Genomic DNA, 24,919 nt, shown 5'->3' on the forward strand with positions numbered 1-24,919 from the left:
TTGTTCAACCTTCGCGCGTGAGGGTCAGCGCGATGCCGCGCTCGCTCAGGCTACGCCCGACTGTTTCATCCAGATGGCAGTCAGTGACAATATCCGTGAGTTTATCGAGCGGAGCGGCACAGAACAGCGACCACGAGCCATATTTGCTGCTGTCTGCCAGCAGAATACGCCGCCGGGCGTTCATCAGCAGATCGTGCTTCAACCCTGCTTTCTCTTCGGTTGGCGCAGTAATGCCGCGCTCCAGACTCCAGGAGTTACAGCTGACAAACGCGATATCCGGATTGATGGTGCGCAGCATGCGGCGACCATGTTCGCCAATGCATGACTGGCTGGAGTCATCAATGCGTCCGCCAATGATCGTCACTTCAATCTGTTTGAATTCAGACAAGAACAGCGCAATGTGCAGGTCAGCCGTGATCACCCGTAATTGCAAGTGCGTCAACTGCCGCGCCAGTTCCAGCATCGTGGTACCGGCATCCAGCACAATCGCATCACCGCTACGGACAAAGCTGGCCGCTTTCACCGCAATAGCATGCTTTTCTGCCAGGTGACGCTGGGATTTTTCCTGCGTAGTGGGCTGATTGGGAATAAACCGGTTCAGCGTGACACCGCCGTGGCTGCGGCTAACGACACCTTCCTTGTCCAGCTTAATCAAATCCCGTCGAATGGTCGCTGGTGAGGCAGAAATTGCACTCACCAGTTGGTCAACGGTCACCAGATTATGGCTCTTTAAATAGTCCATAATCTGGTCAAGGCGACTTTGTCCCTTCATATATCCTTAAGCAAGCTGCATCGCGAGTTTGATGGAGATTGCCATGCTCTCAGACTTCGCTTTTCCTGTCCAGGCGATATCGAAAGCGGTGCCATGATCGGCAGAAGTACGAATAAATGGCAGGCCAGCGGTAATGTTTACGCCATCGTAAAAACCAAGTAATTTCAGTGGGATATGCCCCTGATCGTGGTACATAGCCACCACGATATCGTACTGCCCTTCCTGGCATTGCAGGAACACAGTATCTGGCGGGCAAGGGCCGGAAACATTAAGGCCTTTGGCCTGCATCGCTTTAACAGAAGGTCCTACGATGGTGATCTCTTCATCACCAAACAGGCCATTCTCACCGGCGTGTGGATTGACTCCCGCCACGGCGATACGTGGGTTTTCAAAACCAACGCGGCGCAGGAACGCATCCGCCATGCCGATCACGGTTTCGATACGGGTGCAGTTCAGCGTATCCAGGAACTTGCGCAGTGCAATATGCGTGGTGACGTGAATCACTTTCAGCTTATCGGTATACAGCACCATCGCGTAATCTTTGGTGTTGGTCAGGTGCGCCAGCAGTTCGGTATGCCCCGGATAGATATGACCGGCAGAGTGCAGCGCTTCTTTGTTCAGCGGCGCAGTTGCGATGGCATGCACATCTCCGGCCATGGCCAGTTCCGTGGCACGCTTGATGCAGCGCCAGGCAAGATCGCCCGCCTCTTTCTGCACAACACCCGGCTTCAACGCCTCAGGATTAGCCAGTGGCTCATCGATGACATTCAGAATACCTGGCGCAAAGTGTGCCTGCTGCACATTATCCACCACGCGCAGTTCAACCTGTGGCGTGATATTCAGCGCCAGAATGCGGCGCAGCGTGCTCGCACAGCCAACCACAACGGCCGGTGCGCCAGAGAGATCGCCCTCAGCCAGCGATTTAATAATGATCTCCGGGCTGATTCCCGCCGGATCGCCCATGGTCACCGCAATAATTTTACTCACTCGACTTCTCCTCAATAAAACGAATGGCTTCTACCAGGGTATTTTCATCACCAAAGCCGCCCGCTTTGGTCATCACCGGCAGGGTAAATTCACTGTTAAGTAAGCGCCCGTGGGGAACACATCCCGCCACCAGCCCCTCTGTCTGAAATCCGCTGGCACCCAATGACCGGGCGACAGCAATCGCCACATCCCCACCTGACAGATAAAGCGCCGCAGGCAGGCATGCGTGGCATAACTGTTGGCTCAATTCGCCAAGAAACTGGCAGATAGATTCGCCTAACTGCTGGCGCGTGATCTGGTTCTGCTGGCACAACGCATCAATCTGGTGGCGCTGGTCCGCCTGCTGGCAGGTACGAATCACCACATGCTGGCCCTGACGTAGCGCGCTCAGGCTACGCTCAAACCAGTGTGCTTTATCCGGCCACGCCGGTTGGGCAAAGAGCTGAGTGATATCGATATCCACCAGCGTGATGTCACGCAGCCTTGCCAGTTGAGCGATCTGCTGCTGCGCACTGAGGCTCATAGAACCAATCACCGCCAGCACCGGCTGAGGCCGTTTTACGGCGGCGGGCTGAGCTGTGACAGGTCGCACAGCGTCCTGACCAGACTGCCGCGCTAAGGCATCGCTTAAGCCTGCGGCCCCAACCAATAGCGGCGTCGGAGATAACTGCGCCGCAGCGGCAATCAGCAACGAGAGGTCGGCTTCGTCTTCAGCATCCACCACCACAACACCTTGCTGACGGGAAAGCCACTGGGCCAAATCCGGCTGTTTTAACTGTGCACGGGAAAGCACCTCGCCCGGCAGCTGGAGCTGAGTCAGTACCCGGCTACTCATCACTGGCGTTTTGGGATCGCTGGCAAATTCGGTTTCGGTCAGCGCAACGCCATCAATCAGCACTTCTCCGTGGCGAGTAATCCGCCCCAGTTTGGGCACCGCAGGCGCGACCAGCGCTAACTGTTTGCTACTGCTGCTGAGTGCGGCGGCGATTTCAACGCCGACATTACCGCGCAACGTGGAGTCGATTTTTTTGAAGATCCAACCACGATCCGCAGCCTGCTGATGGTGATGCAGCGCTTCAGTCACGCGGCGAGCGGCTTCAGCGGGCGCTACGGCCCGGCTGTCAGTGCTGATCACCCACACATCAGCAGCCTGCGTGCTGGCTGCCGTCGCGGCATCAAACAATACGTGCACTCGGGCACCGGCCTGAGCCAGTCCACTGCCTGCATCATTGGCACCGGTAAAGTCATCGGCAATCACCAGAACCGGGGTTTGCCATGTGGGTTGCGCCATCGTTTCTCCTGTTCGCTGCACCATCAGATTACGTTTATGATTATATTCAATCACGATTGATTATATGTGAGCAAGATCAAATTATTTGAAATCAATTTAACCTATAAATTAGTCCACAGGCAGTGAACACACCCACTGTAATCGCTGCAAACACGGCAGTGAGCAAATTTAATCATTCAGTCAGTAAACTGTAATAAAGGGCATGTGATGAATATCAACAGCACGGTGATTAGCGGCTACCAGGCGCTGAACGACATTAGCTACCTCCTGCAAGGCAAGGGCAAAGCCCTGCTGGTAACCGATAAAAATATTGAAGGTATCCCGGCGGTACAGGCATTGATCGCTCAGCTTAAGCAGCATGTTGCCAGCGTTGCGGTTGTTAACAGCGTGCCGCCAGAGCCGAGCCAGCATGATGTCGCGGCGATTGTTGCTGCTCTGCCAACGCAAGATGTCGATATCGTGATCGGCGTCGGCGGCGGTAGCGTACTGGATGTCGCCAAACTGCTCTCGGTGCTCTGCGTCGCAGGCGCGCCAACGCTGGATGCTTTGTTGGCCGGTGAAAAACCCCACTCGCGCACCTGCTCGTTGCTGATACCGACCACCGCCGGAACCGGCTCTGAAGCCACGCCGAATGCGATTTTAGCGATCCCGGAAAAAGAGACCAAAGTCGGTATCATTTCCCCGGTGATGCTGCCGGATTACGTTGCGTTAGTGCCAGAACTGACCACCAGCATGCCAGCGCATATCGCCTCATCTACCGGCATTGACGCCCTGTGCCACCTGATTGAGTGCTTCACCGCCACGGTTTCCAACCCGGTCAGCGACAACTACGCGTTGATTGGTATGAAAAAGCTGTTTAAAAGCATCGAAACTGCGGTTAACGAGCCAACCAATCTTGAAGCGCGTCTCGATATGCTGTGGGCTTCTTACTATGGCGGCGCAGCCATTGCCCACGCCGGTACGCATCTGGTTCATGCGATGTCTTACCCGCTGGGGGGCAAATATCACCTGCCGCACGGCGTTGCCAATGCCATTCTGCTGACCTCCTGCATGCGCTTTGTGCGCCCGGCAGTCGTGAGCAAATTTGCTCAGGCATACGATTTACTGCCAGATGCGGATGCTTCACTGGATGAAGAAGCCAAATCCCATGCGTTGGTCGACTATTTTGCCGCTCTGGTACAGCGCCTGAAGCTGCCAGACAGCCTGGAAGCACTGGGCATCGGCCCCGATCACCTGCCCTACTTAGTGGAAGCTGCGTTAGACGTGCAGCGTTTAATGAAAAACGTGCCAACTGCCGTCAGCGCCGAAGATGTGCGCGCGGTCTATCTGACGCTGTTCCCTTCTCACCAGGCTTAATTTGAGGTTTTGTCATGAGCAAAAAAATTAACGGCGTACTGACCGCCATCGTTACCACCTTCGATAAAGAAGGCGCTTTTAACCCGGCCGCTCAGCGTGAGCAGGTACGCCGCCAGCTGAACGCGGGCAACGGCATCTTCTGCGGTGGCACCAACGGCGAATTCTTCGTTCTGAATGAACAGGAAAAAGTCGCCGTCACCGCGACCTGCATGGAAGAAGTCAACGGGGCCGCACCGGTGGTGGCACACATTGGTGAGATCTCCACCCGTGAAACGATTCGCCTCGGCAAGCAGATTGCAGCGCTGGGCGTGAATGCTGTCTCGGTGATTACCCCGTACTTCGTACCACTAAAACAGGAAGAACTGGAGTACCACTACCTGACCGTGGCTGACGCGCTGGACGTGCCACTGTTCCTCTACAACATCCCGGCACGTACCGGCAACACCCTGCTGCCAGAAACCGTGCGTAAGCTGGCATCGCACCCGAACATTATCGGCATTAAAGACAGCGCAGGCAGCTACGAGAGCCTGAGCGGCTATCTCAATGCGGTAAAAGACATCGACGGTTTCGACGTGCTGAACGGCCCAGATTCACTGATCCATCAGGGCTTTGTGGACGGTTGCTCAGCCTGCATCTCTGGTCTTGCCAACGCCGCACCAGAGGCGATTAACGCCATCTGGGCACGCTTCAACGCTGGTGATATCGAAGGTTCACGCCAGGCACAGGAAAACGTTACCGGGCTGCGTACCGATCTCTACAGCGTGGCGTTCTCCCCTGCTGCGGTGAAGAAAGCGGTAGCCCTGCAAGGCTATGACGTGGGTGACAGCCGCTACGCGGTGCAGTTCAGCGCTGCCGAAGAGCAGAAGATCCGCCAGATCATCAGCCAGTACCTGTGATTTTTCTGCCCGGATCGTTGTATCCGGGCTACTCAGCCTGACACCGGGAACCGTTATGAAAGTGATTTGCACCTCGCCGTCGTTTGCCAAATATGATGCTGCGCCGGTTGAAACCCTGAAATCTCACGGCTTTGAACTGGTCACGCTGCCAGCCGATGCGCCGCTGTCCGCACTGGAGCCGCATCTGGCTGAAACCGTAGCGATGATCGTCGCCTTCACCGAGGTGAACGCCGAGCTGCTGGCAAAAGCGCCACAGTTAAAAATCGTCTGCAAACATGGCGTGGGCGTGGATAACATCGATCTGGATGCCACCCGCGAGCGCGGGATCTATGTCACCAACGTGCCAGACGCCAACAAGCACGCAGTAGCAGACTTCGCCTTTGCCCTGATCCTCAATAGCGCCCGTCAGGTTACGCAGGCCGCTGTCGAGACTCGCGCGGGCAACTGGCCTCGTATTTTCGCGACCGATGTCTATGGCAAAACCCTCGGCATTATTGGCCTTGGCAATATCGGTAAGCAGGTAGCACTGCGCGCGAAAGGCTTCAACATGCGTGTGATTGCCTTTGATTTCTACCCGGATGAGAAGTTTGCGGCCGAACACGGCATTGAATTTGTCAGCCTCGATCGGCTCACGGAAAGCAGCGACTTTATTACGCTGCACACGCCGCTCACCAATGAGACGCGCAACCTGTTTGATCGCGCACGTCTGAGCCGTATGAAGAAAAGCGCCTTCCTGATCAACGTCTCTCGCGGTGGTGTGGTGAATGAACAAGATCTGTTCCACGCCCTGCAAGATAACGTGATTGCCGGTGCCGCGGCGGATGTCTTCGAACAGGAACCGCTGGCGCAACACCCGTTGTTTACCTTGAGCAACTTTATCCCTACGTCCCACATCGCGGGCTACACCGACGGGGCGATCAGCGCCATCGGCGAGCGTTGCGTACAACAGATTATTCAATGTCTTCGCCAGGCAGAACGCCCGGTGAACGTGATGAACGGACTGGCATAACGCCAGCCAAGTCCCGACTTTCGCTGCAGGATCGCGGCATATAACAGGAAACCGGATCGTTTACCCTACGCGATCCGGCAGTCTCAGGCCGATGCATCTGCAGAGAGATGCGCCCTTTTTTAGGTGATTATTATTATGAACAACACCTTGTCCTCTACACGTATTCGCTGGTGGATCGCAGGCCTGATGTGGCTGGCGATCGCCATTAACTATATTGATCGCACGGTGCTTTCCGCTGCGGCTCCGCATCTGATCAAAGAGCTGAACATTAATCCAGAGATGATGGGCTTTATCATGGCCGCCTTCTTCTGGTCTTACGCGCTGTTGCAGATCCCGGCGGGCTGGTTTGCCGATCGCTTCGGCCAGAAGAAAGGCCTGGGTCTTGCGGTTGCCTGGTGGTCCGTAGCGACGATGGCGATGGGACTGGCAACCGGCTTTAAATCCCTGTTGGCGCTGCGCCTGGCACTGGGTGTGGGTGAAGCGGCGGCTTATCCAAGCAATGCAGGGATCACCGCACGCTGGTTCCCGGATCGTGAACGCGCCACCGTATCTGGCCTGTTCGACAGCGCCTCAAAATTTGGCGGTGCCGTCGCCATGCCGCTGATCGTCTTTATGATCGCAATGTTCGACTGGCGCCTGACCTTCCTGGCGATCGGTGCGATCGGTCTGATTTGGGTGATCGCCTGGTACTTCATCTACTCCGAGAATCCGGAAGATCATAAGTCGATCAGTCAGACCGAAGTGCGTTTGATCCGTGACGGTCAGGCGCAGAAACATGGCGATAAAAGCGTACGCCCAATGAAGTGGTACAAACTGCTGCGCTATCGCAATATCTGGGCGATGTGCATTGGTTTCTTCACCATTAACTACACTTCCTACTTCTTTATCACCTGGTTGCCGACCTACCTGGTGAAAGATAAAGGCATGGACTTCCTGAAAATGGGGATGGTCGCTGCGCTGCCACTGATTTGCGGCATGGTGATTGAAGTGCTGGCGGGATGGGCTTCTGACCGTATGGTGCATAACAAAGTGCTCTCCCTGACGGCAACCCGCAAGCTGTTCCTGACCATTGGTCTGCTGATGGCGCTGTGCATCGGTTTTGCGCCCTTCACTGACTCCGTATTCATGACCGTGCTGCTGCTGTGCATCGCCAAGTCGGGTACCACCGTTGCCGCCTCTCAGGTCTGGGCTTTACCGGGTGACGTGGCTCCACAGAACAGCGTGTCTATTGTTGCCGGATTACAGAACACCGTTTCCAACATGGGCGGTGCCGTCGGCCCGATTATTACGGGCGCTATCGTCGGTGCTACCGGCCACTTTACCTGGGCGCTGGTCTTCTCTGCCGTACTGGTGGTGATTGGCATCCTTAACTATCTGTTCCTGATGGGTAAAGTTGAGCCTATCGTCGATGAAGAGCAGGTTAAGCATCCCCATGGTGCCGCCAGCGTACACTGATTTTTCCTGACTTTCGTGCCGTGTGGAATTCCTGCACGGCACCGGTTTTTCACAACAGATAAGGCCACCCGTAACGCTAAAAAACCAAAAATAACCCGGCCCTGCCAATGCAGGCACCGGACATCTCCTTTGTTCCCTACAGGTTGAGTGAGACGCGCCCTAAGGCCGCCGCCAGCCACACCAACGAGGTTAAGATGAACGCATTCTCTACCGAAAATACCCTGCTGATTGTTGGCATGGTGATAGCCTACATACTTTTTACCACCTGGCTTACGTGGCGTTTACGCAGTAAGAGCAGTGGCGACTTTATGGAGGGTTCCCGCGCGATGCCGGCATTGATCGTCGGGATTATGCTGATGTCAGAGTATATCGGCGCAAAATCCACCATTGGTACAGCACAGGCCGCGTTTGAGGATGGCTTCGCCGCCTCCTGGTCAGTGATTGGCGCAGCGATCGGCTTCCCGCTGTTTGGCCTGCTGCTGGTTAAGCGCATTTATAACACCGGAAAGATCACTATTTCCGGCGCAATTGCCGAGAAATATGGCACTTCTACCCGCAATATTATCTCGATCATCATGATTTACGCCCTGCTGCTGGTTAATGTGGGTAACTACATCAGCGGTGCTGCGGCCATCTCTACCGTGCTGAAGATCAATCTGACCCAGGCCGCCTTTATCACCGCCATTGTCAGCACCTTCTATTTCACCTTTGGCGGCATGAAAGGCGTGGCATGGGTGACGATGCTGCACAGTGCGCTGAAGTATGCGGGTATCCTGATTATCCTGTTTGTGGCACTGAAAATGACCGGTGGCATTACGCCGATGATCAAACAGATGCCTGATTTCTACTGGACGTGGGATGGGCACGTAGGTGCCAGCACCATTGTGGCCTGGTTAATCGGGACCGTGGGTTCCATCTTCTGTACGCAGTTTGTGATTCAGGCCATCTCCTCCACTAAAAGTGTGGCATCGGCTAAGCGCGCAACCTGGGTCGCCTTCTTCTTCTGCCTGCCGATTGGATTGGCGATGGCGCTGATTGGTGTGGCGGCGAAGTTCGTTCACCCGGAAATCAAGAGCCTGTATGCCCTGCCGGTGTTTTTGCAGGATATGTCACCGTGGTTGGCGGGCATTGTGACCACCTCGCTGGTGGCGTCGATTTTTGTCAGCGTGGGAACGGTGGCCCTGGCTATTGCTTCGCTGGTGGTTAAAGATTTTTACGTGCCGTACCGCAACCCAACGCCAGAGCGTGAATTCCGCATGACGCGCTGGATCTCGATTGGCATCGGCTTCTTCCCGCTGCTGTTTGTGCTGTTCTTCCCGGAAGTGCTGAAGCTGTCGTTCTTCACCCGCGCCATTCGCTTGTCGATTACCGTGGTGGCCATCATGGCCTTTTACCTGCCGTGGTTTAAAAGCACGCGCGGAGCCAACGCCGGCCTGATTGGTGCCTGTGTCGTCACTTCCGTGTGGTTCCTGCTGGGTAACCCGTTTGGTATCGACAATATGTACATTGCCCTGATTACACCAGCGGTGATCATGGTTATCGATCGCTGTATCCCTTCCCGTCAGACCAGGACGCACACTCAGCCGCGTCACAATATTCAGAAAAGTGGAGCTTAATATGTCTCAGGAAACCGTAACCGTTGAACGTAGTGGCGTTGTCGCGGCTCACCCCCAGGATGCGCAACAGCAGGTAGCGATGTTACCTTCCGGCTGCCCGCAGAATCATGCAGCTAACTTGCTCCCGCTGCCGGATGGCGATGTGCTGTGCGTCTGGTTTGGCGGTACGCAGGAAGGGATTGCCGATATCTCCGTCTGGTGTTCACGCCTGAGCAAAGGGAGCCAGCAGTGGTCAGCGGCGGAGAAACTTTCCGACGATCCGACCCGCTCTGAGCAGAATCCGGTGCTGTTCCTCGACCCGGACAACACCCTGTGGCTGATGTGGACGGCGCAAAAATCCGGCAATCAGGATACCGCCATTGTGCGCTTCCGTCAGTCATCGGACTTTGGTCGTAGCTGGGGGCCAATTGCCACCTTGCTCGATCAGCCTGGCACCTTTATTCGCCAGCCTGTGGTGGTACTGCCAAACGGTAACTGGCTGCTGCCGGTGTTCTATTGCACCATCAACCCAGGAGAAAAATGGGTAGGCAACCACGATACCAGCGCCGTGAAAATCTCCAGCGACAAGGGGCAAAGCTGGCGTGACGTTGCCGTGCCGGACAGCCTTGGCTGTGTACACATGAACATCACGCTGCTGGCTGATGGCTCGCTGCTGGCACTGTATCGCAGCCGCTGGGCCGATCACATCTATCAAAGCCGTTCACAGGATGGCGGCGAGAGCTGGAGTGCGCCACAGCCACTGAATCTGCCGAACAACAACTCATCCATTCAGGTGACAACGCTGCGCAACGGCCACCTGGCGCTGGTGTTTAATGCCATGAGCGCTGCGGATGCCACCGAGCGTCGCCTGTCACTGTATGATGAAATTGAAGATGAAGAAGATGAGGTTGCCGTTGCTATCGAGCCGGTAGTGCATACCGGACGTACTGCGTTTTGGGGAGCGCCTCGTGCGCCGATGACGCTGGCCATTTCTACCGATGGCGGCCAGAGTTGGCCGTGGCAGCGTAATCTTGATGAGGGCGACGGTTACTGCATGACCAACAATTCACAGCAGAAACTCAACCGCGAATTCTCTTACCCCAGTATTAAACAGGGCATTAATGGCGAGCTGCATATCGCCTATACCTATTTCCGCCAGGCGATCAAATACGTGCGTGTTGAAGAGAGCTGGGCCACTGGAGGTGCTGCGTGAAAGCCAACACCGCGCTGGTCACCGGAGCCAGTTCCGGCATTGGCCAGGCGATAGTTCAAAACCTGCTGGCTTCGGGCTGGCAGGTGATCGGTCTGAGCCGTTCAGCAGTGGATAACACCCACCCGGCGCTGCACACCCGCCAGGTGGATATCAGCGATGCCACCGCATTACAGCAGGTGCTGGATGACCTGCCGATACCTCAGGCTTTAATCCATGCGGCAGGGATGATGCAGGCAGCCCCGCTGGGTCGGCTCGATCTGGCGGCGAGCCAACGCCTGTGGGCGCTGCATATTAGCGCCGCTGAGCAACTGGCAAACCACATCGCGCCGCAAATGCAGGCTGGCGGTCGCATTGTGTTGATCGGCAGCCGAACCGCCACGGGCGCCGCGGGCCGCAGTCAGTATGTTGCAACCAAAGCCGCAATGGTGGGAATGGTGCGCAGTTGGGCAGCTGAGCTGGCTCCGCGCGGCATTACTGCCAATATCGTCGCGCCTGGAGCCACAGAAACGCCGATGCTAAAACAGCCAGGGCGAGAGAGTTCACCGCCGAAGCTGCCGCCTATTGGTCGTTATATTCAGCCACAGGAGGTGGCAGACCTGGTGAGTTACCTGCTTTCACCCAGCGCCGCGCCAATTACTGGCCAGCAACTGGTGCTGTGTGGGGGAGCTTCGCTCGGGTAATCTGGAGGGCTGAGCGTGACTTCACTCTCAGCGCTTAGCACCATACTGCTGCATGAACTGGCGATAGGCGGCGATCACTGCGAGGAAGTCTTCGACGCCGCAGAAAGAGAGGCTCTCTTCGTCGTAGTAGTTCATGCCCTCTTCAATGCCGTCATCTTCCAGTTCCAACTGGTTGGCGCGAATCATCACCTCTTCTTCATCCAGCCAGATAGTGTATTCACAACCCACCCGCTGCCACTGGCGCTCACTGCCTTTCACTGACGCAATCGCGGCTTCAACTTCTTCCAGCAGGCCGAAATTGTCTTTCACTTCTTCATTGAACCAGTGCCCTACGGCTTCATGGTCCATAGACATACGCACGCGGACCTGCCCGCTCAGATCGCGCAGAAATTCATATTCCATAGGGTTTTCCTCAAACAAAACGCGACGGTTGCGCGGCATAGCTTCAGTGTTGTGCACAACCGGAATGTGATATGTGATCGTGGCCGCATTATGCCCGTAATCTGTGAGGAAATCAGCCTCAGCGGCGGGAAACCACCGCTGTTGGAATGGCTTGAACGTTATGATTGATGGCGATTAAACAGCGAGCCGATCCCGGCTGAAACAGCCCGCGTAATCCGCTTCAGACTTCGGCCAGCGCTGACTAAAGTATCGGGAATCATCCGTTTTACCCGATGGCGTTTTTTTGACTTCGGCAACACTGACTCCGCGTTCTTAGCATCATCGCGCAGCGTAGCAGCAATGTAGGCGTTATTGAGGGGCCGCGTGACAGGTGCGGAAATAGAACCGGGCGTGGAAAGTGAAGATGTTGTGAGTGGCCGTTTGGGATGGGTGGCGATAATACGTGGTGTATGGGCATCGTTAGTCAGATCTGGCCCCATAGCCGCGATCTTCTCCTGTAAAACCCCACGCAGCTGCTGGCGTAGCATTTCACGATGGGTTGCAATCGCCATCGCGCTGCGGCTCTTTTTATGGCTGAACAGCGCCAGCGCCAGGGAATCCAGAAACGGGAACGAGGCCGGGGTGGTAAAAGCGGGATTACCCGGGTCATTACGGATGCCAAACCCACCCTGAGGATGTCGGTCAAATTTTACATATCCCCTGTCGTTGTGGATTACCCGGAAACAGCCATCCGCTTCCTGCTCACTCCGTTCAATGATCAACTGCTGACTTTTACTCAGATTGACGCTGGCCGCATCCAGCTCTCTACCGTTACGTAAGTCGACCGCCTTGAAAATATTCTGCTGACGATCCAGCACAATCAGCGTTGCGGCCCGGCCCTTCAGCAAGGGTGTTTTCGCCAGTTCAGAGACCAATGCCCCTGACATCCGGCTGGTCCATAATGCCGGGTGATCCAATGTGGCAATAAGCTGCTGATAGGTTTGTCTGGCTTTGTCTACCACCTCTGATCCCACCGCGTTGGCAGGTGGTGTAGCGCCAGTAATGGTAGGTTGTACCGCGTTGATTCCCATGGCGATCTCCTTACAGTTAGGCGTTACATTGGGTTAAAACACATCTTTTAACGGACGCCATGTCTCAGTGGAGAGCGCAGGCTGTGGGAATGAATGCGAGAAAAGATAAGCGTGTGTTGCCAGTGCCGCCGCAGCGGAAGAGTGACTGATGATCGCCATAATTAAGCTACCTGTATAAAACGCAGAGTTCAGGCCTCCTGCCCACCGCAGTGAACAGCACGACCCGGCTTGAGATTTTCAGGCTATAAGTGGGCAACAGTCGTCATGAGTTTAGAGGTGCGCAAAATAAAGTTGTCACGCTGATTTTCAGGCAAAAAAAAGCCACCCGAAGGTGGCTTAGTCGGCGGCGTTCAGACTCAGACTGCGGTCTGGAAAATCACGCCATCTGCTTTATCAGTGTACTGATTCAGCTGATCGAAGTTGAGGTAGCGATAGGTGTCATCAGCGGTTTTATCCACCTGAACCATATACTGCTGATACTCTTCCGGCGTTGGCAGTTTACCTAACAGTGAAGCCACGGCGGCCAGCTCGGCTGAGGCCAGGAACACGTTAGCGCCAGTACCCAGGCGGTTCGGGAAGTTACGCGTTGAGGTAGAAACAACCGTTGCGCCATCTTTCACGCGCGCCTGGTTACCCATGCACAGTGAACAGCCAGGGATCTCAATACGCGCGCCACTCTTACCGAAGACGCTGTAATAGCCCTCTTCCGTCAGCTGTGCTGCATCCATCTTGGTTGGCGGTGCCACCCACAGACGCGTTGGCAGCTGGCCTTTGTGCGCATCCAGCAGTTTACCTGCTGCACGGAAGTGACCGATGTTGGTCATGCAGGAACCGATGAACACTTCATCAATGGTTTCGCCCTGCACGTCAGACAGCCAGCGCGCATCGTCTGGATCGTTTGGTGCACACAGAATTGGCTCTTTGATCTCCGCCAGATCGATATCGATCACCGCGGCGTACTCTGCATCCGCATCGCCTTCCAGCAGTTGCGGATCGGCCAGCCATTTCTGCATACCTTCAACGCGGCGCTCCAGCGTACGACGATCGCCGTAGCCTTCAGAGATCATCCACTTCAGCAGCACGATGTTTGAGTTCAGGTACTCAATGATCGGCTCTTTATCCAGCTTGATGGTACAGCCTGCCGCAGAACGTTCAGCAGATGCATCCGTCAGCTCAAACGCCTGCTCCACTTTCAGCTTAGGCAGACCTTCGATTTCCAGTACGCGGCCAGAGAAGATGTTTTTCTTCCCTTTTTTCTCAACGGTCAGCAGGCCTGCTTTAATGGCGTACAGCGGGATCGCATGCACCAGATCGCGCAGGGTAATGCCCGGCTGCATTTCGCCTTTGAAGCGCACCAGCACTGACTCAGGCATATCCAGCGGCATCACGCCGGTCGCAGCAGCAAATGCCACCAGACCAGAACCTGCCGGGAAGGAGATACCGATTGGGAAACGGGTGTGTGAATCGCCGCCGGTGCCGACGGTATCTGGCAGCAGCATACGGTTCAGCCAGCTGTGGATAACGCCATCACCCGGACGCAGTGAGACACCGCCACGGTTCATGATGAAGTCTGGCAAGGTGTGGTGCGTGGTCACGTCAACCGGTTTCGGGTATGCCGCAGTGTGACAGAACGACTGCATAACCAGGTCAGCAGAGAAGCCGAGGCATGCCAGGTCTTTCAGTTCATCACGGGTCATTGGACCGGTGGTGTCCTGAGAACCCACAGAAGTCATTTTAGGTTCACAGTAGGCACCCGGACGGATACCTTCAACGCCACAGGCGCGGCCAACCATTTTCTGCGCCAGTGAGTAACCACGGGTGCTGGCAGCCACGTCTTTCGCCTGCACAAACACATCGCTGTGCGGCAGACCGAGAGATTCGCGTGCTTTGGTGGTCAGGCCACGGCCGATAATCAGTGGAATACGGCCACCGGCACGGACTTCATCCAGCAGCACTTCGGTTTTCAGCTCGAAGGTCGCCAGCAGTTCGTCGGTTTCGTGATTACGGACTTCACCCTTGTACGGGTAAACGTCAATCACATCGCCCATGTTCAGACGGTCAACTTCCACTTCGATCGGCAGTGCGCCAGCATCTTCCATGGTGTTGAAGAAGATAGGGGCGATTTTACCGCCGAGGCACAGGCCGCCACCTTTCTTGTTAGGCACGTAAGGGATGTCATCCCCCATGAACCACAATACGGAGTTAGTCGCAGACTTACGGGAAGAACCCGTACCCACAACGTCGCCCACGTAAGTCAGTGGGAAGCCTTTCTGCTGCAGCGCTTCGATCTGTTTGATTGGGCCAATCACGCCTGGCTCATCAGGCTGGATACCTTCACGGGCGTTCTTCAGCATAGCCAGCGCGTGCAGTGGAATATCCGGGCGTGACCATGCATCCGGTGCCGGTGACAGGTCATCGGTGTTGGTTTCGCCGGTCACTTTGAACACGGTGGTGGTGATTTTTTCTGCCAGTTTCGGACGCTTCAGGAACCACTCTGCATCCGCCCATGACTGGATGATTTTTTTCGCGTGAGGGTTGCCTGCTTTGGCTTTCTCTTCAACATCATAGAAGTTGTCGAACATCAGCAGCGTGTGAGACAGCGCTTCAGCGGCAATCGGTGCCAGCGCTTCTTCGTCGAGCGCCTCGATCAGCGCATGGATGTTATAACCGCCCTGCATGGTGCCCAGCAGTTCAACGGCTTTTTCACGGGTGACCAGAGGAGAGGTCGCTTCGCCTTTGGCGACAGCGGCAAGGAATCCAGCTTTTACATAAGCAGCTTCATCAACACCTGGTGGTACACGGTTGACCAACAGATCGGTCAGAAATTCTTCTTCGCCCTCGGGTGGGCTTTTTAGCAGTTCTACCAGCGCGGCCATCTGGGAAGCATCTAACGGCTTAGGTACGATCCCCTGGGTAGCACGCTCAGCAACGTGCTTACGGTATTCTTCTAGCACGACGTTCTCCTCGCTCTCATTGTATGGGTTTCCGGTGCACCCCGATGACAAAGCATTCCATGAAGTAGGGTAAGGTGCCCGGTTCCGCGTTGGCCAGCATAGCAGGATTCCGCCTGTTTGTTAATCTGTTTACAAAAAAGCAACATCTCCTTTGCTGACAGTGGATTACGCTGAACGGATGCCATATAACAAAAAAGCAGACCATAATTGGTCTGCTTTGCGTGGTTATTACGCAGTATTGTTTATTTATCAACCAGAGAAAATTCGGCTTCGGTGTAGCGTTCTCCATAAATTTTTTGTGGGTTAAACAAGCGGTCGAGTTTTTCGACATCCACAGGGTTCAGCGCCAGTTTGACCGCACCACAGTTATCTTCCAGGTGGTTGATTTTACTGGCTCCCGGAATAGGCACGATGTCATTTCCCTTCGCCAAAACCCACGCCAGCGCAAGCTGAGCTGCGGTGGCGTCATAACTTTGTGCCATGTTATTCAGCTCGGTCACTAACTTCTGGTTATGCTCATGCGCCTCCTGTTGAAAACGCGGTAGATAGCGGCGGAAGTCATCTTCAGCCAGCATTTCTGCTGCCGGGAATTTCCCGGTCAGGAAGCCGCGTCCCAGCGGGCTATAAGGCACAAAACCGACGTTTAGTTCGCGACAGGTGGCGAGAATCTCCTGTTCAGGATCGCGACTCCACAACGAATATTCGCTCTGTAGCGCGGAAATCGGATGCACCAGATGGGCACGACGTAGCGTCTGGGAAGAAATTTCTGAAAGTCCGAGATAGCGCACTTTTCCTTCACGCACCAAATCACTCATCACGCCGACCACATCTTCAATGGGCACGGCGGGATCGAGGCGGTGCTGGTACAGCAGTTCAATGGTTTCTACCCCGAGGCGTTTAAGGGATGCTTCTACCGATTGGCGGATATGTGCCGGATCGCTGTTGACGCCGGTAATCCGTTCCCACCCCTCACCGTGCTCAGTAATACGAAAGCCAAATTTGGTGGCGATTTTAATTTTGTCGCCTCGTCCTTTAATCGCCTTTGCCAGCAGTGCTTCATTGGTAAACGGGCCGTAAACTTCCGCCGTATCGAGAAAATCAACGCCCAGCTCAAACGCCCTGGCCAGCGTGTTTAGCGCCTGTTGTTCATCGTTTTTGCCGTAGGCAAAGGTCATTCCCATGCAGCCCAAACCCAGCGCTGAGACCTGTAATCCCTGATTACCCAGTTGACGTTGTTGCATTGTTTTATCCTCATCTCAGTTGATGTTAATGTTATAAACCTCAACAATAACGGCAACAATTGGCGTTAATTCGCCGATTTACTGAGTAAAATTCACCAATGAGCCAATACCGCGCCACACTGCAAGAGCTGGAGATGTTCACTGCGATTGCCCTGCACCGCAGCTTTCGCAAAGCGGCTGAAGAGCGCAATCTCACGCCCTCCTCCCTTAGCCACGCGATGCGCCATTTTGAGCAGCGCCTGGGTGTCCGTTTGCTGAATCGCACCACACGGACGGTCTCATTAACGGAAGCCGGGGAACGTTTTTTGCTGCGCATTCAGCCCGCGCTGCTGGATCTGTCGCAAGCGGTAGATGAGCTGAACAACTGGCGCGACTCACCCCGTGGCACCCTGAAACTCAGTATGCCGCGCTCTGCTGAAGCGCTGTTTTTCTCGCGCCTGATTCTGCCGTTTGTGCAGCACTACCCGGAAATCAGCGTTGAAATCGACAGCAATGATGCCCTGCTGGATATCGTTGATGCGGGTTTTGATGCTGGCGTGCGCTACGGCGACGTGCTGGCTCAGGATATGGTTGCGGTCCCCTTTGGCCCGGAGGTACGTGCGCTGGCCGTTGCCAGCCCAGCGTTTATTGCGCGCCACGGCGTGCCACTGCAACCGGAAGATCTGCTGCGTTTTCCCTGCATTGAGCGCCGTTTTCCCAGCGGCCGCCGCTATCGCTGGGAGTTCTGGAAGGAAGGACATAAGCAGGAAGTCGCCGTGCGCGGTTCGCTGACGCTGGACAATAATGAACGCATTGTTGAAGCTGCACTGGCCGGTGTGGGCATTGCTTTTGTGCATGAAGATAGCGCAGCACCAGCACTGGCTGATGGCCGCCTGGTTGAATTACTGGCGGATTATACCCATTACGCAGAAGGCTTCTGGCTCTATTATCCGAGCCGTCGTTATATCTCTACGCCGCTACGCTGTTTTATTGACTGGTTAAAGTCGAACAACAATTATAAAAATTAGATGATCAATTTAATCATACAACTTAAATAAACATCCAAATAAAAGACAATAAAATAAAGGCAAAAAAATAGTGCCAGAGGCACTATTTTAAGTAGAATATAACCCGGCGCTTGAGGCTATTTCGTCTCAACCTAGCCGTTGAAACGAATAGCTGGTAGCACTCATCAAGCATTATAACAATGCAGGCGTTGGGCTACCCTATTCACTTAGAGACGGTGAAAAGAGTAGCTTTGTGCTTGCCATAAATCAAGGAGACAAATGCTGATCCTGTACGAAGAGCAATTAAACCGGCCTGCGCACAAAACCTGTACTTAAACTGGTACAGGTGTATATTGTTTATACACTGTCTTAAATCAGGGGTAGTACACCATGCAGGTCTTAACATTCACCGATGCCCGGAAACATTTTGCCGAAACCATGCAGCGAGTATCAGACGATGCTGAGCCTGTCCGCATTGTTCGTCGTGATGCACCGGATGTGATTATGATCGATGCCGCGGAATATGACGCAATGATTGAAACCCTGTACCTTTTCAGTAACCCTGCTAACGCTGCTCATCTCAATGCTTCGTTAGATGAGTTAGATAACGGCGATATTGTGGAAATTGACGTTTGAAAATTCGCTTTACTAAAAGAGCGGCCGCAGACTTTAATTACTGGAAAGATAACGATCCTAAATTAATAGAAAGGATAAGAGAACTGATTAAAGCTTGTCAGGAAAATCCTTTTGAGGGAATAGGAAAACCAGAGCGGCTAAGGCACTTCAAAAACCCTGCACTTTATTCACGAAGAATAAACAGAGAGCATCGGTTAGTTTATAGTATCAACGAGGGTGAACTGACGATAATCGCCTGCTGGTTCCATTACGAAATTTAATCTGAAATTTTTTACTATTAACAGTTGCCTCTTTACATGTTGAATGAACAATAAAAAACAGCAGCCATAAATGACTGCTGTTTTTTTATGCCTAATCATCTTCTAACAAGATGATTACGAAGAGATGTTACTTCTTCTTCGCCTTGGCATTTGGCAAGTCGGTGATGCTACCTTCGAACACTTCTGCTGCCAGACCGATTGACTCGTGCAGCGTTGGGTGTGCGTGGATGGTCAAGGCGATGTCTTCTGCATCACAGCCCATCTCGATAGCCAGACCGATCTCACCCAGCAGCTCGCCGCCGTTGGTGCCGACAATCGCACCACCGATAACACGGTGAGTCTCTTTGTCGAAGATCAATTTGGTCATACCGTCTGCACAGTCAGAAGCGATTGCACGACCAGAAGCAGCCCACGGGAAGGTGGAAACTTCGTAGCTGATGCCCTTCTCTTTCGCTTCTTTCTCGGTCAGGCCAACCCAGGCAACTTCTGGCTCAGTATAGGCGATAGAAGGGATCACTTTCGGGTCGAAGTAGTGCTTCAGACCAGAAATCACTTCTGCCGCTACGTGGCCTTCATGCACGCCTTTGTGCGCCAGCATTGGCTGACCAACGATGTCACCGATAGCGTAGATGTGCGGCACGTTGGTACGCAGTTGTTTATCCACACGGATAAAGCCACGATCGTCCACTTCCACACCAGCTTTGCCTGCATCGAGGTTTTTGCCGTTTGGTACGCGACCAATCGCCACCAGGACTGCGTCATAACGCTGTGCTTCGGTTGGCGCTTTTTTGCCTTCCATCGTCACGTAGATGCCGTCTTCTTTGGCTTCTACCTGGGTGACTTTGGTTTCCAGCAGCAGGTTGAACTTCTTGCTGATGCGCTTGGTGAACACTTTCACCACATCTTTATCCGCCGCCGGGATAACCTGGTCGAACATCTCGACCACATCAATTTTTGAACCCAGCGCGTGGTAAACGGTGCCCATTTCCAGACCGATGATACCGCCGCCCATAACCAGCAGACGTTCTGGAACTTCTTTCAGCTCCAGCGCATCGGTGGAATCCCACACGCGTGGATCATGATGAGGAATAAATGGCAGTTCGATTGGACGTGAGCCCGCAGCGATGATGGCGTTTTCGAAGTTGATGGTGGTAGTACCGCCTTCGCCTTCAACCACCAGGGTGTTAGCACCGGTAAATTTACCGAGACCGTTCACTACCTGCACTTTACGGCCTTTAGCCATACCTGCCAGACCGCCGGTCAGCTGGTTGATGACTTTCTCTTTCCACGAACGGATCTTGTTGATGTCGGTAGAAGGCTGGCCGAAGACGATGCCGTGCTCTTCCAACGCTTTGGCTTCTTCAATCACTTTCGCAACGTGAAGCAGCGCTTTTGACGGGATACAGCCAACGTTAAGGCAGACACCACCCAGGGTGCTGTAACGTTCAACGATAATGGTTTCCAGACCTAAGTCAGCGCAACGGAAGGCAGCAGAGTAACCTGCAGGGCCTGCTCCCAATACCACGACTTGAGTTTTAATCTCTGTACTCATCATGACCTCATTATTGTATTACCGGCGGGTCAGACGTAGAGCCTATCCCATTAGGCTATCACCAGGCCTAATGGAATAGGCTCTTCATGCCCTTCATCCACCGGGACATTTTCACCGCAAGAGTTTACAGAATTGTTAAAAAACTGCAAACCACGGTGCCATCAATGCCAACAAGAAGGCCGGCATTTGCCGGCCCGGATTGTCTTACATCACCAGACGGCGGATATCTGCCAGCAGGTTGTTAATGATGGTGATAAAGCGTGCACCATCAGCTCCGTCGATCACGCGGTGGTCGAAGGAGAGTGAGATTGGCATCATCAGACGTGGTGCAAACTCTTTACCGTTCCACACTGGCTCCATCGCAGACTTGGAGACACCGAGGATCGCAACTTCTGGCGCGTTAACAATCGGCGCGAAGTGCGTGGTTCCCAGGCCACCCAGGCTGGAGATGGTGAAGCAACCACCCTGCATATCACCGGCAGTCAGCTTGCCATCACGCGCTTTCTTCGAAATCGCCATCAGCTCACGTGACAGTTCAGTGATGCCTTTCTTATTAACGTCTTTGAAGACCGGAACAACCAGACCGTTCGGGGTATCTACCGCAACACCAATGTTGATGTATTTCTTCAGCGTCAGCTTCTGGCCATCTTCAGACAGAGAGCTGTTGAAGCGTGGCATCTGCTCCAGCGCGGCGGCAACGGCTTTCATGATGAACACGACAGGCGTGAACTTCACATCCAGCTTACGTTTTTCCGCTTCGGCGTTTTGCAGTTTGCGGAACGCTTCCAGATCGGTGATATCGGTTTTATCGAAATGCGTAACGTGCGGGATCATTACCCAGTTACGGCTCAGGTTAGCACCAGAGATTTTCTGGATGCGGCCCAGCTCTACTTCTTCGATTTCGCCAAACTTGCTGAAGTCCACTTTCGGCCAAGGCAGCATGCCCGGAATACCGCCGCCAGCAGCAGCTGGTGCGCTTTCAGCACGCTTAACCGCATCTTTCACGTACGCCTGTACGTCTTCTTTCACGATGCGACCTTTACGGCCTGAACCTTTCACTTTCGCCAGGTTCACACCGAACTCACGCGCCAGACGACGGATAACCGGCGTAGCATGCACGTAAGCGCTGTTTTCCGCGAACTCATCTTTGCCTGCAGCTGCTGGTGCAGCAGCAGGGGCTGGTGCCGCGGCTTTCTGCTCAACAGGTGCTGGCGCGGCTTCTGCTTTAGGTGCAGGCGCTGCGGCTGGTGCGGCAGCAGCAGGTGCTGCGCCTTCTGCTTCGAAGACCATGATCAGAGAACCGGTGCTGACTTTGTCGCCGGTGTTGATTTTGATCTCTTTAACGGTACCTGCGAACGGTGCTGGCACTTCCATTGAGGCTTTATCGCCTTCAACGGTGATCAGCGACTGCTCTTCAGCGACTTTATCGCCTACTTTCACCAGGATCTCGGTGACTTCAACTTCATCACCACCGATGTCAGGTACGTTAACTTCTTTGCTCACCGCTGCAGCAGGTGCTGCTGCCGGTGCAGCGGCTTTCTCTTCCGCTGGTGCTGGTGCTGCCGCAGGAGCTGGAGCTGCTGCTGCGCCTTCCGCTTCGAAGATCATGATCAGCGAGCCAGTTTCCACTTTATCGCCAGTATTGATTTTGATCTCTTTCACGACACCGGCCTGCGGTGAAGGCACTTCCATTGAGGCTTTATCACCTTCAACGGTGATCAGCGACTGTTCAACTTCAACGGTGTCGCCAACCTTGACCAGAATCTCGGTCACTTCAACTTCATCGGACCCGATATCCGGCACTTTAATTTCGATAGCCATTACTCTTTTACCTCTTATGCCAGACGCGGGTTAACTTTATCGGCATCGATGTTGAATTTGGTGATCGCATCCGCCACCACTTTCTTATCGATTTCGCCACGCTTAGCCAATTCACCCAGCGCTGCAACCACAACGTAGGACGCGTCCACTTCGAAGTGGTGACGCAGGTTTTCACGGCTGTCAGAACGACCGAAGCCATCAGTACCCAGTACGCGGTAGTCGCTGGCTGGAACAAAGCTACGCACCTGCTCAGCAAACAACTTCATGTAGTCGGTAGAGGCTACCGCTGGCGCTTCGCTCATCACCTGAGCAATGTACGGTACGCGTGGGGTTTCGGTTGGGTGCAGCATGTTCCAACGCTCACAATCCTGGCCATCACGCGCCAGCTCGGTGAACGAGGTTACGCTGTAGACGTCAGAACCGATGCCGTAGTCGTTAGCCAGGATCTGTGCCGCTTCACGCACGTGACGCAGAATAGAACCTGAACCCAACAGCTGAACTTTACCTTTGTTACCCGCCACAGTTTCCAGCTTATAGATACCCTTACGGATACCCTCTTCAACGCCTTCTGGCATTGCTGGCATGTGGTAGTTTTCGTTCAGCGTGGTGATGTAGTAGTAGATGTTCTCTTGCGCTTCGCCGTACATACGCACCAGACCATCCTGCATGATCACCGCCACTTCATATGCGTATGAAGGATCGTAAGAGATACAGTTAGGAATCGTCAGTGACTGAATGTGGCTGTGGCCATCTTCATGCTGCAAGCCTTCGCCGTTCAGCGTCGTACGACCCGAAGTACCACCGACCAGGAAGCCGCGCGCCTGTTGGTCGCCCGCCAGCCACATCAGATCGCCGATACGCTGGAAACCGAACATCGAGTAATAGATGTAGAATGGAATCATCGGCAGGTTGTTGGTGCTGTAAGAGGTCGCCGCTGCCAGCCAGGATGAACCTGCGCCCAGTTCGTTGATCCCTTCCTGCAGAATCTGGCCTTTCTCGTCTTCTTTGTAGTAAGCAACCTGCTCACGGTCCTGCGGGGTGTACTGCTGGCCGTTCGGGCTGTAGATACCGATCTGACGGAACAGACCTTCCATACCGAAGGTACGCGCTTCATCCGCAAGGATTGGCACCAGGCGATCTTTGATCGACTTGTTCTTCAGCATAACGTTCAGGGCACGTACAAACGCGATAGTGGTTGAGATCTCTTTGCTCTGCTCTTCCAGCAGTGGCTTGAACTCTTCCAGCGTTGGCATTTCCAGCTTTTCAGTGAAGTTCGGCTGGCGGGTTGGCAGATAGCCACCCAGCTTCTCACGCTGACCGTGCAGGTAGTTGTACTCTTCTGAGCCTTTTTCGAAGGTCACATACGGCAGGCTTTCGATATTTTCATCAGTCACTGGCACATTGAAGCGATCGCGGATGTAGCGAACGCCATCCATGTTCATCTTCTTCACCTGGTGAGCGATGTTTTTACCTTCCGCAGTGTCACCCATACCATAACCTTTGATGGTATGTGCCAGAATCAGGGTCGGCTGACCTTTGGTATCCTGCGCTTTTTTCAGTGCTGCGTAGATTTTCTTCGGATCGTGACCACCACGGTTCAGCGCGAAGATCTCTTCGTCTGACCAGTCTTTCACCAGTGCTGCGGTCTCCGGGTATTTACCGAAGAAGTGCTCACGCACATACGCGCCATCACGGGATTTGAAGGTCTGGTAGTCGCCATCAACGGTTTCGTTCATCAGCTGGATCAGCTTACCGCTGGTGTCCTGCTTCAGCAGTTCATCCCAACGTGCGCCCCAGATAACTTTGATCACGTTCCAGCCAGCACCGGCAAAGATGCCTTCCAGCTCGTTGATGATTTTGCCGTTACCGGTGACCGGGCCATCCAGACGCTGCAGGTTACAGTTGATGATGAAGACCAGGTTATCCAGTTTTTCACGGGTGGCGATGGTGATCGCACCTTTAGATTCTGGCTCATCCATCTCGCCATCGCCCAGGAAGGCATAAACGGTCTGGTTAGCGGTATTTTTCAGGCCACGGTGTTCCAGGTACTTCAGGAACTTCGCCTGATAGATCGCATTCAATGGACCCAGACCCATAGATACGGTCGGGAACTGCCAGAATTCTGGCATCAGTTTCGGGTGCGGGTAAGAAGAGAGACCGTTGCCGTGTACTTCCTGACGGAAGTTGTTCATCTGATCTTCGGTCAGACGGCCTTCCAGGAACGCACGTGAGTAGATACCCGGTGAAATGTGACCCTGGAAGTAAACCAGATCGCCGCCATCCTGCTCGCTACGCGCGCGGAAGAAGTGGTTAAAGCACACTTCATAGATAGTGGCAGAAGACTGGAAGGACGAGAGGTGACCACCCAGCTCCAGATCTTTTTTCGACGCACGCAGCACCGACATAATCGCGTTCCAGCGGATCGCTGAGCGGATGCGACGTTCCAGAGAGTGGTTACCCGGATATTCCGGCTCATCTTCAACGGCAATGGAGTTGATGTAGTTACTGATGGCTGACGATCCCGCCGCCACTTTCACGCCACCTTTACGGGCAGCATCCAGCACCTGATCAAGCAGATACTGCGCACGCTCAACACCTTCTTCACGGATGACCGATTCGATCGCCTGTAGCCAGTCACGAGTTTCGATCGGATCCACGTCATTGTGTAAACGTTCTGACATGGGGTTAATTCCTTATCTGTGTCTAATACGTTGAATATTCGGGAACCTGTAAAGAGTAAGGG

General features: G+C 54.2%; 21 protein-coding genes. 10 read left to right on the forward strand and 11 right to left on the reverse strand.

Features of this window, described 5'->3' with window-relative positions; translation table 11 throughout:
• Positions 1-4 precede the first annotated feature (4 nt).
• Genes F3J40_RS06375 through dtnK form a run of 3 tightly spaced genes read right to left on the reverse strand, consistent with a single transcriptional unit; the run spans position 5 to position 3,050 of the window.
• Complete coding sequence (locus F3J40_RS06375; protein WP_167013056.1) at positions 5-772, reverse strand: DeoR/GlpR family DNA-binding transcription regulator; 768 nt, start codon at positions 770-772, stop codon at positions 5-7.
• Between the two features lie 6 nt (positions 773-778).
• Positions 779-1,759 (reverse strand): D-threonate 4-phosphate dehydrogenase, encoded by a 981-nt coding sequence (locus F3J40_RS06380; RefSeq protein ID WP_017347641.1) that lies wholly within the window; start codon positions 1,757-1,759, stop codon positions 779-781.
• Positions 1,752-3,050, reverse strand: a complete 1,299-nt coding sequence (gene dtnK / locus F3J40_RS06385) for a D-threonate kinase (RefSeq protein ID WP_167013058.1) — start codon at positions 3,048-3,050, stop codon at positions 1,752-1,754. The genes F3J40_RS06380 and dtnK overlap by 8 nt, the downstream gene beginning before the upstream one ends.
• Before the next feature lie 207 nt (positions 3,051-3,257).
• Between dtnK and F3J40_RS06390 the strand changes: the two genes are divergently transcribed.
• The 7 genes from F3J40_RS06390 to F3J40_RS06420 all read left to right on the forward strand — a co-directional run bounded on the left by F3J40_RS06390 (position 3,258) and on the right by F3J40_RS06420 (position 11,254).
• Complete coding sequence (locus F3J40_RS06390; RefSeq protein WP_167013060.1) at positions 3,258-4,406, forward strand: iron-containing alcohol dehydrogenase; 1,149 nt, start codon at positions 3,258-3,260, stop codon at positions 4,404-4,406.
• A 14-nt stretch (positions 4,407-4,420) separates the two neighbouring features.
• On the forward strand, positions 4,421-5,302 hold the full coding sequence (locus tag F3J40_RS06395; RefSeq protein WP_167013062.1) for a dihydrodipicolinate synthase family protein: 882 nt from the start codon (positions 4,421-4,423) through the stop codon (positions 5,300-5,302).
• A gap of 55 nt (positions 5,303-5,357) precedes the next feature.
• Positions 5,358-6,311: a phosphoglycerate dehydrogenase gene (locus F3J40_RS06400; RefSeq protein WP_167013064.1), complete on the forward strand. Its 954-nt coding sequence runs from the start codon at positions 5,358-5,360 to the stop codon at positions 6,309-6,311.
• A gap of 135 nt (positions 6,312-6,446) precedes the next feature.
• The gene (locus F3J40_RS06405) at positions 6,447-7,766 is read left to right on the forward strand and encodes an MFS transporter (protein WP_167013066.1); all 1,320 of its coding nucleotides are present in this window, start codon (positions 6,447-6,449) and stop codon (positions 7,764-7,766) included.
• A gap of 194 nt (positions 7,767-7,960) precedes the next feature.
• A complete protein-coding gene (locus F3J40_RS06410; protein ID WP_167013799.1) occupies positions 7,961-9,382 on the forward strand; it encodes a sodium:solute symporter family protein in 1,422 nt (473 codons plus the stop codon).
• 1 nt (position 9,383) lies between these two features.
• The gene (locus F3J40_RS06415; protein WP_167013068.1) at positions 9,384-10,574 is read left to right on the forward strand and encodes a sialidase family protein; all 1,191 of its coding nucleotides are present in this window, start codon (positions 9,384-9,386) and stop codon (positions 10,572-10,574) included.
• Positions 10,571-11,254 carry an SDR family NAD(P)-dependent oxidoreductase gene (locus tag F3J40_RS06420; protein WP_167013070.1) on the forward strand — a complete coding sequence of 228 codons (684 nt, stop codon included), beginning with the start codon at positions 10,571-10,573 and terminating at the stop codon, positions 11,252-11,254. The genes F3J40_RS06415 and F3J40_RS06420 overlap by 4 nt, the downstream gene beginning before the upstream one ends.
• A 27-nt stretch (positions 11,255-11,281) precedes the next feature.
• On the opposite strand, the gene yacL is transcribed toward F3J40_RS06420, so the two are convergent.
• The 5 genes from yacL to F3J40_RS06440 all read right to left on the reverse strand — a co-directional run bounded on the left by yacL (position 11,282) and on the right by F3J40_RS06440 (position 16,921).
• Complete coding sequence (gene yacL / locus F3J40_RS06425) at positions 11,282-11,656, reverse strand: protein YacL (protein ID WP_017347630.1); 375 nt, start codon at positions 11,654-11,656, stop codon at positions 11,282-11,284.
• A 158-nt stretch (positions 11,657-11,814) separates the two neighbouring features.
• Positions 11,815-12,726 (reverse strand): hypothetical protein, encoded by a 912-nt coding sequence (locus F3J40_RS06430; RefSeq protein ID WP_167013072.1) that lies wholly within the window; start codon positions 12,724-12,726, stop codon positions 11,815-11,817.
• A gap of 33 nt (positions 12,727-12,759) precedes the next feature.
• Entirely contained in the window at positions 12,760-12,885 is a 126-nt protein-coding gene (locus F3J40_RS25045) for a hypothetical protein (protein ID WP_255464839.1), read from the reverse strand.
• Between the two features lie 197 nt (positions 12,886-13,082).
• Positions 13,083-15,680, reverse strand: a complete 2,598-nt coding sequence (acnB, locus tag F3J40_RS06435; RefSeq protein WP_167013074.1) for a bifunctional aconitate hydratase 2/2-methylisocitrate dehydratase — start codon at positions 15,678-15,680, stop codon at positions 13,083-13,085.
• A gap of 242 nt (positions 15,681-15,922) precedes the next feature.
• A complete protein-coding gene (locus F3J40_RS06440; protein ID WP_167013076.1) occupies positions 15,923-16,921 on the reverse strand; it encodes an aldo/keto reductase in 999 nt (332 codons plus the stop codon).
• A 98-nt stretch (positions 16,922-17,019) separates the two neighbouring features.
• Between F3J40_RS06440 and F3J40_RS06445 the strand changes: the two genes are divergently transcribed.
• From F3J40_RS06445 to F3J40_RS06455, 3 genes are all read left to right on the forward strand, one after another.
• Positions 17,020-17,928, forward strand: coding sequence for a LysR family transcriptional regulator (locus F3J40_RS06445; RefSeq protein WP_167013078.1), 909 nt, complete (start codon positions 17,020-17,022; stop codon positions 17,926-17,928).
• 369 nt (positions 17,929-18,297) lie between these two features.
• Positions 18,298-18,543 (forward strand): type II toxin-antitoxin system Phd/YefM family antitoxin, encoded by a 246-nt coding sequence (locus tag F3J40_RS06450; RefSeq protein ID WP_017347624.1) that lies wholly within the window; start codon positions 18,298-18,300, stop codon positions 18,541-18,543.
• Positions 18,540-18,803 (forward strand): Txe/YoeB family addiction module toxin, encoded by a 264-nt coding sequence (locus F3J40_RS06455; protein ID WP_167013080.1) that lies wholly within the window; start codon positions 18,540-18,542, stop codon positions 18,801-18,803. The genes F3J40_RS06450 and F3J40_RS06455 overlap by 4 nt, the downstream gene beginning before the upstream one ends.
• Before the next feature lie 127 nt (positions 18,804-18,930).
• Here F3J40_RS06455 and lpdA read toward each other — a convergent pair whose 3' ends face one another.
• From lpdA to aceE, 3 genes are all read right to left on the reverse strand, one after another.
• Positions 18,931-20,355, reverse strand: coding sequence for a dihydrolipoyl dehydrogenase (gene lpdA, locus F3J40_RS06460; RefSeq protein WP_017347623.1), 1,425 nt, complete (start codon positions 20,353-20,355; stop codon positions 18,931-18,933).
• Between the two features lie 204 nt (positions 20,356-20,559).
• Complete coding sequence (gene aceF / locus F3J40_RS06465; protein ID WP_167013082.1) at positions 20,560-22,176, reverse strand: pyruvate dehydrogenase complex dihydrolipoyllysine-residue acetyltransferase; 1,617 nt, start codon at positions 22,174-22,176, stop codon at positions 20,560-20,562.
• A 14-nt stretch (positions 22,177-22,190) separates the two neighbouring features.
• A complete protein-coding gene (gene aceE / locus F3J40_RS06470) occupies positions 22,191-24,857 on the reverse strand; it encodes a pyruvate dehydrogenase (acetyl-transferring), homodimeric type (RefSeq protein ID WP_017347621.1) in 2,667 nt (888 codons plus the stop codon).
• Positions 24,858-24,919: the final 62 nt, after the last annotated feature.

Source organism: Candidatus Pantoea multigeneris (genome assembly GCF_011752615.1).
In the GTDB taxonomy this organism is placed as follows: domain Bacteria; phylum Pseudomonadota; class Gammaproteobacteria; order Enterobacterales; family Enterobacteriaceae; genus Pantoea; species Pantoea multigeneris.